13 protein-coding genes and 1 pseudogene are annotated in these 14,846 nt (G+C 69.9%); 2 read left to right on the forward strand and 12 right to left on the reverse strand.

Annotated elements, in window-relative coordinates; genetic code table 11:
* Window positions 1–182: 182 nt before the first annotated feature.
* The 6 genes from AB0F41_RS10375 to steA all read right to left on the reverse strand — a co-directional run bounded on the left by AB0F41_RS10375 (window position 183) and on the right by steA (window position 7,101).
* Complete coding sequence (locus AB0F41_RS10375) at window positions 183–986, reverse strand: segregation/condensation protein A (RefSeq protein WP_357422507.1); 804 nt, start codon at window positions 984–986, stop codon at window positions 183–185.
* Between the two features lie 89 nt (window positions 987–1,075).
* Window positions 1,076–1,951, reverse strand: a complete 876-nt coding sequence (locus AB0F41_RS10380) for a ParA family protein (protein ID WP_357422508.1) — start codon at window positions 1,949–1,951, stop codon at window positions 1,076–1,078.
* Window positions 1,952–2,168: 217 nt separating this feature from the next.
* The gene (locus AB0F41_RS10385) at window positions 2,169–3,113 is read right to left on the reverse strand and encodes a site-specific tyrosine recombinase XerD (RefSeq protein ID WP_357422487.1); all 945 of its coding nucleotides are present in this window, start codon (window positions 3,111–3,113) and stop codon (window positions 2,169–2,171) included.
* 13 nt (window positions 3,114–3,126) lie between these two features.
* Window positions 3,127–3,738 carry an NUDIX hydrolase gene (locus AB0F41_RS10390; RefSeq protein WP_357422488.1) on the reverse strand — a complete coding sequence of 204 codons (612 nt, stop codon included), beginning with the start codon at window positions 3,736–3,738 and terminating at the stop codon, window positions 3,127–3,129.
* A gap of 41 nt (window positions 3,739–3,779) precedes the next feature.
* A complete protein-coding gene (locus AB0F41_RS10395) occupies window positions 3,780–5,507 on the reverse strand; it encodes a CTP synthase (RefSeq protein ID WP_357422489.1) in 1,728 nt (575 codons plus the stop codon).
* A 382-nt stretch (window positions 5,508–5,889) separates the two neighbouring features.
* Window positions 5,890–7,101: a putative cytokinetic ring protein SteA gene (gene steA, locus AB0F41_RS10400; protein ID WP_357422490.1), complete on the reverse strand. Its 1,212-nt coding sequence runs from the start codon at window positions 7,099–7,101 to the stop codon at window positions 5,890–5,892.
* 185 nt (window positions 7,102–7,286) lie between these two features.
* On the opposite strand from steA, the gene AB0F41_RS10405 reads away from it, so the two are divergent.
* A complete protein-coding gene (locus AB0F41_RS10405) occupies window positions 7,287–7,706 on the forward strand; it encodes an SRPBCC family protein (RefSeq protein ID WP_357422491.1) in 420 nt (139 codons plus the stop codon).
* Window positions 7,707–7,758: 52 nt separating this feature from the next.
* Here AB0F41_RS10405 and recN read toward each other — a convergent pair whose 3' ends face one another.
* From recN to AB0F41_RS10430, 5 genes are read right to left on the reverse strand one after another with little or no spacing between them, the layout of a single operon-like run.
* Window positions 7,759–9,531 carry a DNA repair protein RecN gene (gene recN / locus AB0F41_RS10410; RefSeq protein WP_357422492.1) on the reverse strand — a complete coding sequence of 591 codons (1,773 nt, stop codon included), beginning with the start codon at window positions 9,529–9,531 and terminating at the stop codon, window positions 7,759–7,761.
* The gene (locus AB0F41_RS10415) at window positions 9,509–10,483 is read right to left on the reverse strand and encodes an NAD kinase (RefSeq protein WP_357422493.1); all 975 of its coding nucleotides are present in this window, start codon (window positions 10,481–10,483) and stop codon (window positions 9,509–9,511) included. Before AB0F41_RS10415 ends, recN begins: the two co-directional genes overlap by 23 nt.
* Window positions 10,480–11,301 carry a TlyA family RNA methyltransferase gene (locus AB0F41_RS10420; protein ID WP_357422494.1) on the reverse strand — a complete coding sequence of 274 codons (822 nt, stop codon included), beginning with the start codon at window positions 11,299–11,301 and terminating at the stop codon, window positions 10,480–10,482. Before AB0F41_RS10420 ends, AB0F41_RS10415 begins: the two co-directional genes overlap by 4 nt.
* Before the next feature lies 1 nt (window position 11,302).
* Entirely contained in the window at window positions 11,303–11,587 is a 285-nt protein-coding gene (locus AB0F41_RS10425; protein ID WP_357422495.1) for a hypothetical protein, read from the reverse strand.
* A 13-nt stretch (window positions 11,588–11,600) separates the two neighbouring features.
* Window positions 11,601–12,503, reverse strand: a complete 903-nt coding sequence (locus tag AB0F41_RS10430; RefSeq protein WP_357422496.1) for an HAD-IIA family hydrolase — start codon at window positions 12,501–12,503, stop codon at window positions 11,601–11,603.
* A gap of 163 nt (window positions 12,504–12,666) precedes the next feature.
* On the opposite strand from AB0F41_RS10430, the gene AB0F41_RS10435 reads away from it, so the two are divergent.
* Window positions 12,667–13,152 (forward strand): hypothetical protein, encoded by a 486-nt coding sequence (locus AB0F41_RS10435; RefSeq protein WP_357422497.1) that lies wholly within the window; start codon window positions 12,667–12,669, stop codon window positions 13,150–13,152.
* Window positions 13,153–13,197: 45 nt separating this feature from the next.
* Here AB0F41_RS10435 and AB0F41_RS10440 read toward each other — a convergent pair.
* Window positions 13,198–13,962: pseudogene (locus tag AB0F41_RS10440) on the reverse strand (hypothetical protein); the annotation flags it as partial.
* Window positions 13,963–14,846: the final 884 nt, after the last annotated feature.

The following is a 14,846-nucleotide window of genomic DNA, read 5'->3' on the forward strand; positions in this document are numbered from 1 at the left end:
CTGTTTTTCACGCTCCGCTACCGCCTCCGGGTCCTCGCTCATGCTGTGCCCCTCACGGATGACCGAGGCCCCTGCGTGGTCACGCTCCGCTACCGCCTCCCGGTCCTCGCTCATGCTGTGCCCCTCACGGATGACCGAGGCCCCTGCGTGGTCACGCTCCGCTACCGCCTCCGGGTCCTCGCTCATCCGTAATCCTCCTCGATGGTTACCGGGGCGCTCTCGGCCTCCTCGCCGACCCAGCGGACTGCCAGTGGGCCCAGTGGGTCGGGCTGGTCGAACTCGATCGAGCGACCGCGGTACAGCTCGAGCAGCGCCAGGAAACGGGCCACGATCTGGATCGGCGCCGCGCAATCGGACACCAGATCGGCGAATGTGGTCCAGGTTCCCGCACCACGCGCCCGCAACCGCTCCAGTACCAGCGTCGCCTGCTCGGCCACCGACACGGTGTGGGCATGCAGATGGTCCAACCCCACCGTAGGTGTCGGCCGCGGCCGGAACGCGGCGGCCGCGATCTCGGCGAATCCGGCAGCGTCCACTCCGAGCGATACCTCGGGGAGCAGACTCGCGAACCGCTCCTCCAGACTCACCGCCCGCGGATACCGGCGCAACGCCGCCGCCTCCAGCTCGGCCAGCAACTCGGCGACCTGCTTGAACGCCCGGTACTGCAGCAACCGGGCGAACAGCAGGTCCCGGGCCTCGAGCAGTTCGAGATCATCGGGATCGGTCACCTCACCGGAGGGCAGCAGACGCGCGGCCTTCAAATCCAGCAGCGTCGCCGCCACCACCAGGAATTCGGTGGTCTGGTCCAGGATCTTGTCGGTACGCAGCGAATTCCCCGGCTCCGCCAACCCCGCGGTGAGTGCCTTCGTATAGGCGATGAACTCATCGGTGACCCGATGCAACGCCACCTCGGTCACATCGAGACGCCGCTGCGAGATCAACTGCAACAGCAGATCGAACGGACCCTCGAAATTGCTCAGCCGCAGATGGAAACCGGACTTCTCCGCGGCCGGAGCCGCCGGATCCGGATCCGGTGCGGGGTCACTCGTCGGCGAAGCGGGTCGGGATGCCGCGCTCACCGACCGGACCGGAAGATGACTTCCCGTGCCATCGCCCGATACGCCTCGGCGCCACCGGACTTCGGCGCCCACGTGGTGATCGGCTCACCGGCGACACTGGCGTCCGGGAATCGCACGGTGCGCGCGATCGCCGTGTCGTACACCAGCTCCCCGAACACCTCCACCACACGCGCCATCACCTGACGAGAATGCAAAAGCCGGGCATCGAACATGGTCACCACGATGCCGTACAGGCTCAACCGCGGATTCAGCCGGTCCCGCACCTTCTCCACGGTGTCGTTGAGCAACGCCAGCCCGCGCAACGAGAAATACTCGCACTCCATCGGGATGATGACGCCGTCCGAGCAGGCCAGCGCGTTCACGGTCAACAGCCCCAGCGAGGGCTGGCAGTCGATCAGGATGTAGTCGTAGCGGTCGCGGATCGGCTCCAGCGCGCGCCCCAGCGACTGCTCGCGCCCGACCTCGTTCACCAGCTGGATCTCCGCCGCGGACAGGTCGATATTGCTCGGCAGCAGATCCAGATTCTCGACTTTGGTCTGCATCAGCACATCGTCGGCACTCACCGGCGACCCGATCAGCAGGTTGTGCACGGTCAGATGCAGATCGTGATGGGCCACCCCGAGTCCCGCCGACAGCGCACCCTGCGGGTCCAGATCCACCAGCAGCACCCGGCGGCCGTACTCCGCCAGCGCCGCCCCCAGGTTGATGGTGGACGTGGTCTTCCCGACCCCGCCCTTCTGGTTGCACATCGCCACGATCAGCGCATTGCCGTCATGGGACGGCTCCGGAGGATCGGGCACACTCCGTAGCGGGCGGCCCGTCGGACCGAGTGCGGCGTCGGCGGGTACGGGCTCGGGGCCCGCGCCCCACACCGACGCGGCGCGATCGTCGTTCTCGGCGCCCCTGGCCGATTCCGGCCCTCCGGCTGTCGTCACGATCCGCTGCTCCTTATACGTTCCTGCCCGTCACCTCGTAGAGCGTAACGAGGCCGATCAAGGCACGGTCTCGCTTTCGCCACGGTCCGGCTCGACTTAGACGCTACCGCTTGTCACCACTCGAGCACCGTGTGTATCGACGGCGTGTTGGTGTTTACCGTGCTCGGGGGTGTGCAGTGGCCCAGACCTCGCGCAGGGTACCGACCGTTACGAGGGTGTAGATCTGCGTGGTGGTTACCGACGCGTGACCCAGGAGCTCCTGCACCACCCGCACATCCGCGCCGCCGTCCAGCAGATGCGTGGCGAACGAATGCCGCAGGGTGTGCGGCGAGACGGTCGCGGTGATCCCGGCGTGCTCGGCGGCGCGTTGCAGTACCTGCCAGGCGCTCTGCCGGGACAGGCGGCCGGCGCGCACATTGAGGAACAACGCCGCCGCCGAACCCGGTGTCCGCGGACCTCGGCCGCCCGTCGCCAGCACCGGGCGGCCGCGCACCAGATAGTCGTCCAGGGCGGCCAGGGCGGGGCGGCCGATGGGCACGATTCGTTGTTTGCCGCCTTTACCGCGCAGCACGACCGCGCGGTTGGTGGTGTCGATATCGTCGATATCGAGGCCGATGGTTTCCGAGATCCGCGCCCCGGTCGAATACAGCAGTTCCAGTAGCGCCCGGTCGCGCAGTCCACGCGCGGCGGCTTCCCCGCCGGCTCCGGCGTCCGCGCCCGCCGCGTCGAGCAGCCGCAACACCTGATCGACCGGCAGCGCTTTCGGCAGACGCTGGCCCACCATCGGCGGTTTCACCGTATGCGCGACGTCGGCGCTGATCAGCCCCTCGGCCGCGGCGAACCGGTGCAGGCCGCGCACGGCGATCAGTGCCCGCGCCACCGAGCCGGGCGCCAGCGGCGGATGGTCGGGGTCACCGGTGCGCAGCGCGACGGCGAACTCCCCGATATCGCTCTCGGTGACCGCCTCGAGCCCGGCGACCCCGCGCCCGGTCAGGAACTCCCGGTAACGTCCCAGATCTCGCCGGTACGCGGACAGAGTGCTGCGCGCCGCACCCCGCTCCACCGCCAGGTGGTCCAGGAATACGTCGACCTCCCGCACGGTCTCCGCCCGGTCAGTCCGCGGACCGCTGGGCCGCCTGGCGCCGCAGCAGCGCGTGCGGCTGCCCGGGCCACGACGCGTCGGCCGCGCGCAGCGGCAGACCGGCGGCGTCCGCGGTGCCGAGCGCGAGCAGGCCGGCGACCGCGGTCGCGTTGACGATATCGCCCGCCAGCGCGGCGCGCACCGCCTCGGCGAGCGGCATCCGCACCAGTTCCAGGTCGGCTTCCTCGTGTTCGGGGTCGGGGCGGTGGGTTTCGGTGAGGCCCCGCGCGAGGTACACGCGCAGTGCTTCGTCGGTGAATCCGGGCGAGAGCGCCACATCCACCAGCACCGACCAGTCCCGGGCCGCGAGCCCGGTCTCCTCGGCGAGTTCGCGTTTCGCGGCCTCCAGCGGGTCCTCGCCCGGGATGTCGATCAGGCCCGCCGGCAACTCCAGCAACCGCTCGCCCAGCGGATGCCGGTACTGCCGGATCAGTACGACCTGCCCGTCGTCGTCGACCGCCACCACCGCCACGGCCCCGTGATGTTCGACCACCTCGCGTTCCACGACCCGGCCGTCCGGCATCTCGACCCGGTCGACCCGCAACGCGAGGATCGCACCGCTGTAGACGACCCGGCTGTCCACCGTCGGGAAGGTATGCCTGCCCGGGGCCGGATCGGCCGGGGTCACGACGCGCTCTCGGAGGCGCCGGCCAACTCCTGCTCCCCCGGGATATCCACGGGCAGCCGTTCGGCCAGTTTGTAGCGCAGCGCGGCGGCGATCAGCTCGGCGAACAACGGATGCGGCCGGGTGGGCCGGCTCTTCAGTTCGGGATGGGCCTGGGTGCCGACGAAGAACGGATGGATATCGCCGGGCAGTTCCACGAACTCCACCAGATGCCCGTCCGGCGAGGTGCCGCTGAACCGGAGCCCGCTGGTCGCGATCTTGTCGCGGTAGGAGTTGTTCACCTCGTACCGGTGCCGGTGCCGTTCGGAAACCTCGGTGCCGTGATAGGCGCGGGCCACCACCGATCCCTTCTCGAGCACCGCGGGATAGGCGCCGAGCCGCATGGTGCCGCCCAGATCGGCCGCACCGGCCACGGCCTCTTCCTGATCGGCCATGGTGGAGATCACCGGATGCTCGGTATCGGGTTCGAACTCGGCGGAGTTGGCGTCGGTCAGTCCCACCGACCGTGCCGCCTCGATGACCATGCACTGCAGCCCCAGACACAGACCCAGCAGCGGCAGTTTCCGGGTGCGGGCGTGCCGGATCGCCCCGACCTTGCCTTCGATGCCACGGATTCCGAACCCGCCGGGAATCAGCACCGCGTCCACATCGCGCAGTGCCGCCTGCGCCCCGGCCGCGGTCTCGCAGTCGTCGGATTGCACCCAGCGCAGCTTCACCTTCGCCCGATGGGCGAAACCACCGGCCCGCAGGGCCTCGGTCACCGACAGGTAGGCATCGGGCAGGTCCACGTATTTGCCGACCAGCGCGACCTCCACCGTTTCCCGGGGTGCGTGCACGCGGTCGAGGAGATCGCCCCAGACGGTCCAGTCCACGTCCCGGAACGGCAGCCCGAGTTTGCGCACCACATAGGCGTCGAGGCCCTCGCGATGCAGCACCTTGGGGATGTCGTAGATCGAGGGCGCGTCGGGGGTGGAGATACAGGCGTCGACCTCCACATCGCACATCAGCGCGATCTTGCTCTTGAGACCGGCCGACACCTCGCGGTCGCAGCGCAGGATCAGCGCATCGGGCTGGATACCGATACTGCGCAGTGCGGCCACCGAATGCTGGGTGGGTTTGGTCTTGAGCTCCCCCGAGGGCGCCAGATAGGGCACCAGGGAGACGTGCAGGAAGAAGACGTTGTCGCGTCCGACATCGTGGCGGATCTGGCGGGCCGCCTCCAGGAAGGGCTGGGATTCGATATCGCCGACCGTGCCACCGATCTCCGTGATCACCACATCCGGCTCCTGCCCCTGCAGGTCCGGGCCGCGCATCGCCAGGACGCGCGCCTTGATCTCGTCGGTGATGTGCGGGATCACCTGCACCGTATCGCCCAGATACTCCCCACGCCGCTCCTTCGCGATCACCGAGGAGTAGACCTGGCCGGTGGTGACGTTGGCGTCCTGGGACAGATCCCGGTCGAGGAACCGCTCGTAGTGGCCCACATCGAGGTCGGTCTCGGCGCCGTCCTCGGTGACGAACACCTCTCCGTGCTGGAACGGATTCATGGTGCCGGGATCGACGTTCAAATAGGGGTCGAGCTTCTGCATGGTGACCCGTAGCCCCCGCGCCGTCAGCAACTGACCGAGGCTGGAGGCGGTGAGACCCTTACCGAGTGATGAGGCGACGCCACCACTGACGAAGATGTGTTTGGTGGCTGTCCGCGCCTGAATCCGTGTATGACCCACGGGTCTTCACGGTAACACGAATCCGGGGAGACAATCGACCGCCACCCCCGGTTAACCACCCGATCGCCGATATCCGCGAGGCGGCACAGCCGGAGGATCACAGCCGGAACGCCCTCATCCGCACCGGCGGCACCACCGGCCACTTCTCTCACGCCAGGACGGCGGCGTGTGGGCACCCAGCCACCGCCCGGGTGCCGGATACAGAACGCTGAGGAATTGCCCACACCTCCGGCGCCGCCCTCGCCACGCCGGCTCACCGCCCCACGTCGGTCCGGCACCGTCCCCACCCCGCCGACGCCGCCACTCGGCATCGCGCCCCGCCGCCGCGCCCACACGCGCCACTCCCACGCTCCGGCCCCGCGCGCGCTTCGGGCCCGCCGGGCTACTCCGGACGGGCCAGCACCTCGCGACCCCATGCCTCGGCACGGGTCAGCACCTCCTGCGCCTGCGCCAGCACCTCGCTACCGTGCCCGGCGGCCAGAACGGCCACGATCACCACCACCAGCGCCGCCAGCACCAGCAGCGAGATGATCGCACCGGAGACCCGGCTGCGATACAGCGTGGCCACCGCGGTCGCGTCCATGATCGACTCCCCGACCTTGAGCCGGGTCAGGAAGGTCGCCGGGTTGCTGTCGCGGCGCCCCCGGTCGAAGAATTCCTCCAGTGACGCCGCCGCGCCCGCGGTCACGATGAGCGAGGCACCGTGGTGATGGGCCAGCAGCAGGGCGAGATCCGCGGGGGTACCCGAGCACGGGAAGGTGATCGCCCCGATACCCAGTTCCTTCACCCGCTCCAGCCCCTCGGCCCGGCCGGTCAGATCCGCCGGCACGATCAACTCGGCGCCGGCGGTCAGGGTTCTCGCGGCCAGATCCTCGGGATTGGCGACGATCAGATCGGGTTTGTATCCGGCCCGGCGCATGGCCTCCGCCCCGCGCCCCACCCCGACCATGATCGGGGCGTACTCCTTGATGAACGGTTTGAGTTTCTTCAGATCCTCGGCATGCCCGGGTCCGTCACCGACCACGACCACCTGCCGGCCGTTGAAGTCCAGATCCGGATCGGGCACCCCGATCCCATCCATGAGCAGCGACGATTCGGCCCGGATGAATTCGAGCGCGTCGCCGGCGAACGACTCCAGATGCCCGGCCAGCCCGTTACGCGCCTCACACATCCGGTCGGCGACGGCCTCCTCGTCGAGTTCCAGGCATTCGACCAGGACCTCGGGCTCCTTGCGGGTGAACCGGTCGGCGTAGACGACGCCGCCCTCGATCCGTACCCGGGCCCCGTCCTTGATCCGCCCGAACGCGTCGGAGCTGACCGTGTCCAGCAGCAGCACACCGTTGGCCACCAAGACCTCGGGGCCGATATTCGGATAGCGACCCGAGATCGAGGGTGAGGTGTTCACCACCGCCACCACTCCCGCGCCGACCAGACGATCGGCGGTGACCTGATCCAGATCCATCTCGTCGAGGACAGCGATATCCCCAGGTCCGACCCGCTCCAGTAGCCGCCGCGTGTCACGGTCGACCCGGGCGGTCCCGGTCCGGCCGGGCAGCGTCTCGGAATTCTTCGACAGCAGCGCCAGCATCCTCATGCAGCGATGATGTCGGCAAACCCTCAACCCGTGGTGGAGACACGCCGCATTCCAGCGGTGTCCGTCGATGGTCGGGGCAATCGATCGGTTAACGGCTACGCGCGCGGGGCGCGGAGCGCGGCGAGCCCGGCACCTCCGCCGCGCCGTATGCTCCGGGCACAGCTCGACGAAAGAGGAGAACTTCCATGGCCAGCACCACCGTCGATACCGTCATCGACGCTCCGCGCGCGACCGTGTACCGGCTGTTCGCCGACCGCGAGAGCATCAGCCCGTTTCTCGCGGTGAACATCACCCTCGTCAAACCGGGTCATACCGAGCGCGAGGGCGTCGGCGCTCAGCACAAGATCGGGGTGGGACCGGTCGGCATCGTGGAGGAGATCACCGAACTCGTCCCCGGTGAGCGAATGGAGTACAAGGTCGTCAAAGGCGCCCCGGTGAAAAGCCATACCGGCGTGATCACCTTCGCCGACGAGGGCACGGGTACCCGCGTGGTCTACACCATGACCTCCGATCCGTCGCTTCCCGTGCCCGGAAAAGCCCTCGAGGTCGGATTGAAGGGCCTGATCAACCAGTTCATCGCCGGCGCCCGCAAAGCGGTCCGCTGACCGCTGCGCGAATTTCCGGGACGCGGCCGGAGCGACCGCCGGCCGCGCCGGTTCAGCCGGCCGCCATCCGTTCCGCGCGCGCGATATTCAGCAACTCCCAGGCATGCGCGCGACCGGTCTCGGTATCGTCGAGCCCGGCCAGCATCCGGGCCAGTTCCACGACGCGCTCGTCCTGGGTGAGCGCCCGCACCCCCGAATTCACGGCGCCCGCACCGTCATCGGATTTGTTCACCACCAGATGGGTGTCGGCGAAGGCGGCGACCTGCGCCAGATGGGTCACCACGATCACCTGATGGGTACGCGCCAGCCGGGCCAGCCGCCGCCCGATCTCCACCGCGGCCCGGCCACCCACACCGGCGTCCACCTCGTCGAAAACCATGGTCGCCCCGTGCTCGGCACCCGCCAGCACCACCTCGAGCGCCAGCATCACCCGCGAGAGTTCACCACCGGAGGCACTTTTGCTCAGGGGCAGCGATTGCGCCCCGGAATGGGCGGCCAGCCGTAACTCCACCTCGTCGATTCCGGCGGGCCCGGCATGTAATTCGATCCCGTCGATCTCCAGCGGAGCGGAGTCCCGGTCCCCGGCGGGGATGGGCCGCACCGCCACCTCGAGCCGCGCCTTACCCATCGCGAGCCCGCTCAGTTCCTCGCTCACCGCGGTGGCCAGCGCACCCGCGGCGTCGGTACGCGCCTGCGACAGTTTCACCGCCGCCGACCGTACCCGGTCGGCCCCCGCATCGACCTCCGCGCTCAGCGCCGCCAGCGCCTCCTCCGAGACGTCCAGCGATTCCAGCCGGGTCCGGGCCTCGTCCGCCCAGGCGATCACGCCGTCGATATCCGGTGCGTATTTACGGGTCAGCGATTTCAGCTCGGCCTGCCGGGTCAGCATGGACTCCAGCGCACCGGGGTCGGAGGGCAGATCGGACAGATAGCCGCTGAGTTCCGTGGTCAGGTCCACCACCACTGCGATCGCGTCGGCCAGCCGCGGCGACAACGCCGCCAGCGCCGGATCCTCGGCGGAATCCACCCGGGAACGCGCGACCCCCAGCGCGTCCAGCGCGCCGACACCCTCACCCGGATTGTCGACGGGTCCGGCGAGCGCCTCGTGCGCGGTCGCCGCCGCCTCCCGCAGCGAATCGAGATCGCTGAGCCGACGGACCTCGGCCACCAGGCGTTCGTCCTCTCCGGGCTCCGGTGCCACCGCGTCGATCTCGGCCAGCGACTGGGTGAGCCGCTCGGCTTCCGCCGCCATCTCCCGGCTGCTGGCGGTGCGTTCCAGCAGCGCGGTCCGCGCCGCCAGCCAGGCGCTGCGTTGTTCGGTGTAGTCCCGCAGCAGCGACCCGACCGTCGCGTCCGCGAACTGATCCAGCGCGTGCAGTTGCTGTTCCGGCCGCTGCAGGCGCAACTGGTCGTTCTGCCCGTGCACCGTCAGCAGCGGCGCGGTGAAATCGGCCAGGACCGAGGCGGGCACCCCGCGCCCTCCCAGATGGGCACGCGAACGGCCGTCGCTGCCGACGGTCCGGATGGCGATCACGGTGCCGTCGTCATCGGGTTCGGCGGCCGCCGATTCCAGCACCTGCCCGGCCTCTTCGCGGGCGCCGGGATTCACGTCGTCGAGGGTGAAGCGGCCTTCCACGACCGCGCGATTGGCGCCGAGGCGCACCCGCCCGGCGTCGGCCCGCGCCCCGCTCAGCAGATGCAGGCTGGTGACCACCATGGTCTTGCCCGCCCCGGTCTCACCGGTGAGCACCGTGAGCCCTTCGTGGAATTGCGCGGTCGCCGTCGAGATGACGCCGAGTCCGTCAATTCTTATCTCTGTCAGCACGTGTGCCCTCCGTTCGCCGCCGGCCCCGCCAACCCGTCACCGGCAGCTCGAACTTGCGCACCATCCGATCCGCGAACGGCGCGGAATCCAGCCGCACCCACCGCACCGGCTCGGCACCACGGACCGCTTCCACGCGGCCGCCCCGCGGTAGCGCGAGGGTGCGCCTGCCATCCAGGAAAACTATCGCATCGTGCCCGGTGGCAACGCATTCGACGGCGATTCGCGAATCCGGGCTGGTCACCAGCGGGCGAGCGAAGAGTGCGTGCGCGTTGCTCGGAATCACCAGGAGTGCTTCCAGTTCCGGCCACACCACAGGCCCGCCTGCGGAGAAAGCATACGCCGTGGAACCGGTCGGGGTCGCCACGAGAATTCCGTCGCAGCCGTAGGACGACACCGGACGGCCGTCGACCTCGAGCACCACCTCGAGCACGCCTATCCTGGCGGCGTTCTCGATACTGGCCTCGTTGAGCGCCCAGCCGCGTTCGGTGACCTCGTCGTCGACCCGGACACAGAGGTCGATCGTCATCCGTTGCTCGATGCGATAATCACGCCGGACCACCTGTGAGAGCGCCTCGTCCAGATTCTCGGCTTCGGCCTCGGTGAGAAATCCGATCCGCCCCAGGTTGATACCGAGCACCGGAACGGTCACGTGGCGCGCCAGTTCGGCCGCCCGCAACAGGGTCCCGTCCCCGCCCAGGGCCAGCACCATCTCACAGCCGCGCGCCGCGTCCGGTTCGTGCGCAACCACCTGCACCGGGTAACCCCCTGGTGCGGTGATCGGTTCGGCGTCGCCGTCGAGCCGGGTGCTGTCGGCCTCGTCGGCGAGCACCCGCAGCCCGATACCCGCCTCCGCGCAGATCTTCGCGACGCGGTGCGCCGTCTCGCTGATCTCGGCGCGTCCCGGATGAGAAACCAGCAGGATCTCCCGGCGCCCCGAGTCCGCCGCGCTCATTGCGGGCCCTCCTCGACCGCGCGCCGCACCAGCTCCGCCACCTCGGCGGGATCCCGGTCCGCCGGGTTTTCGCGCCGCAGCCACAGAAAGTATTCGACATTCCCGGACGGCCCGGGCAGCGGACTCGCCACCACACCCCGGGTACGCAACCCGAACCCGGCCGCCGCGGCGGCCACCGCGCACACCGATTCGGCGCGCAACGCCGGATCGCGCACCACGCCCCCGGACCCGACGCGGTCCTTACCGACCTCGAACTGCGGTTTCACCATCGGCAGCAGATCCGCGCCCGGAGCAGCGCATTCGGCCAGGGCCGGTAGGACCAGCGCCAGGGAGATGAACGACAGATCGGCGACCACCGTGTCCACGGTCCCGCCGATCTCCGCGGGAGTCAGGTTCCGAACATTGGTCCGGTCGTGTACGCGCACCCGGTCGTCGGAGCGCAGCCGCCACACCAGCTGGCCGTAGCCGACATCGGCGGCCACCACCTCGCGAGCACCACGACTGAGCAGCACATCGGTGAACCCGCCGGTGGACGCCCCGGCGTCCAGGCACCGCCGGCCCTCGATCTCGACGCCCTGCGGTTCGAACACCTCCAGCGCCCCGAGCAGCTTATGCGCCCCGCGGGAGGCCCAGCCGACCTCATCCGCCCGCTCTTTGACCAGCAGTGGCGTCCCGGCCTCCACTGCCGTGGCCGCTTTGACCGCCACCGCGCCGTTGATCAGGACCCGCCCGGCACCGATCAGTTCCACCGCGTGTTCGCGCGACCGCGCCAATCCGCGGCGAACCAGTTCCGCGTCCACTCGCGCCCTCCTGGCCACCTCAGATCTTGTCCACCGTGGCCAGAGCCCGGACCAGCACCTCGTGGGCCTGGTCGAGGATATGGGCACGGCGGGCCAGATCGGCACCGGCGGAATCAGCTCCGGATGCACCGGCCGCCGCCGGCCCGGATCCGAGTTCGGCGAGCAGGTCACGGACCTCGGCGCGAATCCGGTCCGGATCGGCGGGTTCGCCGTTACCGGCCGCGCCGGGCAGATGCCGACCGGGCAGCGGCGCCGCCGGCCGGGCGTCGCCGGGGGTGTTCTGTCGGGGAGTCGGGGTAGTCATCGTGAGGCCAACGCTATCGGATTTCCGAACGAGGCGCGCGGACCCGCAGCGCCCGGCCACGGTGGGCGCCGAGTTCCCGGCGGACCGCGTCCACATCCCCGCTCGCGGCGGGCAGCGGCTCCCGGTTCAGGGCATCCAGGCTTTCGGCGATATAGGTGGGCCACCGGTCGGCGGGCACCCCGGCCAGTTCCTCCAGGGTGCTCACCCCGGTCAGCACCAGCAACGAGTCCAGCTCCACATTCAGGGCGCCGTCGATATCGGTGTCCAGCCGGTCACCCACCACCAGCGCGGCCCGGGTTCCGGCCCGGCGCAGGGCATCGTCGAGCAGCGGTGGATAGGGTTTGCCGGCGACCACGGGTTCCCGGTCGGAGGCGGCTCGCAGAGCCGCCACCATGGCGCCGTTCCCCGGTGCGAGCCCGCGCTCGTTCGGTAGCGTCCGGTCGGTGTTGGCAGCCACCCAGACCGCCCCGGCACGCAGCGCGTAGGACGCTTCGGCGAGATCGGGCCACGCGGTCTGCGGGGAATGTCCCTGGACCACTGCCGCCACCGTTTCGGAGGCCGTCCGTACCGGCCGCAGACCCGCCGCCGCGACCTCGGCCGCGAGGTCCTCGGTGCCGACCACCAGGACCGCCGCACCGGGTGTGAGCCGTTCGGCCAGCAACCGGCCCGCGGCCTGCGCACTGGTCACCACATCGGACTCTTCCGCCGGATATCCCAGGTCGGCGAGGTGGGCGGCCACCGCGGTCGCCGCCCGGCTCGCATTGTTGGTGACGTAGACCAGTTGCTGCTTCCCGTCGGTGAGCGCAACGGGTCCGCCCTCGACGACCGCCGGTCCGCGATAGAGGGTTCCGTCCAGATCCAGCAGCAGCGCCTCGTACCCATCCCGCAATCGCGGCGTCTCACTCACATCCCGCACACCCGGACCCTACGTGCACCGCCCGACACCTCCGGCACCCAGTCCGCACCTATGGCAACCACCTCACGACCGCCGACCCGACGAAATCGCGATCCCGCGATCGTCGGAATATCGGAACAGCGGCATCCGATGGCGACATCACCCTCGGACGGAGCACAGACTCATGGCAGACCAACAGGCCCCCGCGACCGGACCACTTCTGGTCGACACAGGTGACACACCCCTGGCAGTAGTCCACGGGCATATCGCGCCCGCCGACGTTCCGAACTTCTTCGATACGTCATTCGGCCTGCTGCCCGGTGTCTTCCTGCGTCAGGGAGCACAGATCACCGGGCCCGCACTCTGCCGCTGCGGATCCGCCTCCGCGGAGTCACTGGAGCTCACGGTGGGATTCCCCGTAGACCGCGCAATTTCCGCGGAGGGCGACGGGCGGCCCGGGAACCTGCCCGCCGCGCGGACAGCGCGGCTCGTACATCACCGCGCCTTCGACGGACTCGGTGCGAACTGGGACAAGCTGCACACCCGGATCGCCGAACAGGGCCTGGCACCGGGAGGTATCCGATGGGAGGTCTATGTCACCGAGCCGAGCCCGAATATGGATCCCGCCGAGCTGCGCACCGAACTCAACTGGACGGTGGTACCGGCATAGCGCTGTCCCCGGCGTCGCTACCGGGCCCGGCGGCGCGGACGTCCGTCAGACGTCCCCGGTCAGCTCCGCGGCGCGTTCTTCGGCGTCGGTTTCGCCGTCCAGGTCCGCGGCCGCGGCATTGAAGAACCAGGTCAGACCTTCGTCCGTCCGGCCCGCCGCGACGAGCGCGTCCGCGTAGGCATAGAACAGGCGCGCGGTGCCCGAGCCGGTACGCGCGGGGTCCAGATCGGGCGTCTGCAGGGTGACCACGGCCTGGTCGTACTGGCCGAGATCCATCCGCGCGCCCGCGACCACGATCCGCAGTTCGATCGCCTCGTCACCGGAGAGTGCCCGGCCCTCATCACTGCGGCCGAGTTCGATGGCACGCTCCGGCCGGCCCAGCCCGCGTTCACAATCGGCCATCACGGCCAGCAATCCGGTACCGCCCGCCATCCGGCGCGCGGCCCGCAGTTCCGACAATGCCTCGGCCCACTCGCCCGCGTGGTAGGCGACAACGCCGGCCGTCTCACGCACCACCGCGATACGGCCGGCGCGTTGCCGGGCCGCGCGCGCATGGGCCAGCGCGAGCCGCGGATCATCGTCGAGCATCTGCGCCGCCATCGCGAGATGGCGCGCGACGGTCTCGGCGTTACCTTTGTCCAGACTCAGCAGATCACGGCGGATGGACCCGTCGAGGTCCCCGGCCTGAACATCGTCGGGAAGATCGGGTTCCTCGGGCCGCGGCGGCCGGCGATCCAGACCACGGGACGCGCCCTCACCACCCCGGCGGCGCGGCCCGGAGTCGCCGGATCGGGGATATCCGCCACTCCCGTTGCCCCCGGCCGTTTCGGCCGGACCCCGGTGCGGCGGGCGCTCACCCGTGCGCTCTGGACGGCCCGCGTCACCGCGCCCGCCGAAGCGGCGCTCGTCCCGCGCTCCGCGTCCCTCCGGGCGCCCCGCCCCGGCGCCCCGGAAACCTCCGCGGTCGCCGTCACCGGAACGGAATCCGCCCTGCGGCCGTTGTTCGCCTCGCTCCCGGAACCCACGATCGGGCCGATCTCCACCGGTGCGCGAATCGCGCCCGCCGAATCCCCCGGTCCGATTGTCCGGACGCCCCCGCGAGGTATCCGCGCGATTACCACCGCGATCATCTGGCCTGTCGACGGTACGGTCACGTCCCGTACCACGGTCGGACCGGCCTCGATCGGGGCGCCGGGAATCGTCACCGGCGTAGCCACCGCGATCGGGTCGCGCGCGATTGCCGTCCCCGCGCTGCGCCGCCCGGTCTCCGGTACCGCCGCCGCGGACATCGTTCCGTCCGCCGTTCTCACGACGGAAGCCGCCGCCCGGCGCGCCGGCGCCGCGGGAGCCTCCGTCCCCGCCGGACTCGCCGTCCGGGCGACGTGTACCGCTGCCCTCCCCGGTCCGCCGGAATCCGCTCTCCGCCCCGGAAGAATTGCGCCGGAACGGTTTCCGGCCATTGTTCTGTTCCGGCACGGCGGGTCCCTCTCTCGGTGACACGGATGGATCGAAATCGACTGTTCTCGAAGTCGGCACACAACGATCGTCTGCCCACACAAGTTTACGGGTCACAACCCGCAGGGGAGACAATGGTGCCCAAAACGCACTTTGGGGGCCCACAATGTGGGCCCCCAAAGGGAATGTATGTTCCGGCGGTGTCCTACTCTCCCACACCCTGTCGAGTGCAGTACCAT

It is taken from the genome of Nocardia sp. NPDC024068 (assembly GCF_040638875.1).
GTDB lineage: Bacteria > Actinomycetota > Actinomycetes > Mycobacteriales > Mycobacteriaceae > Nocardia.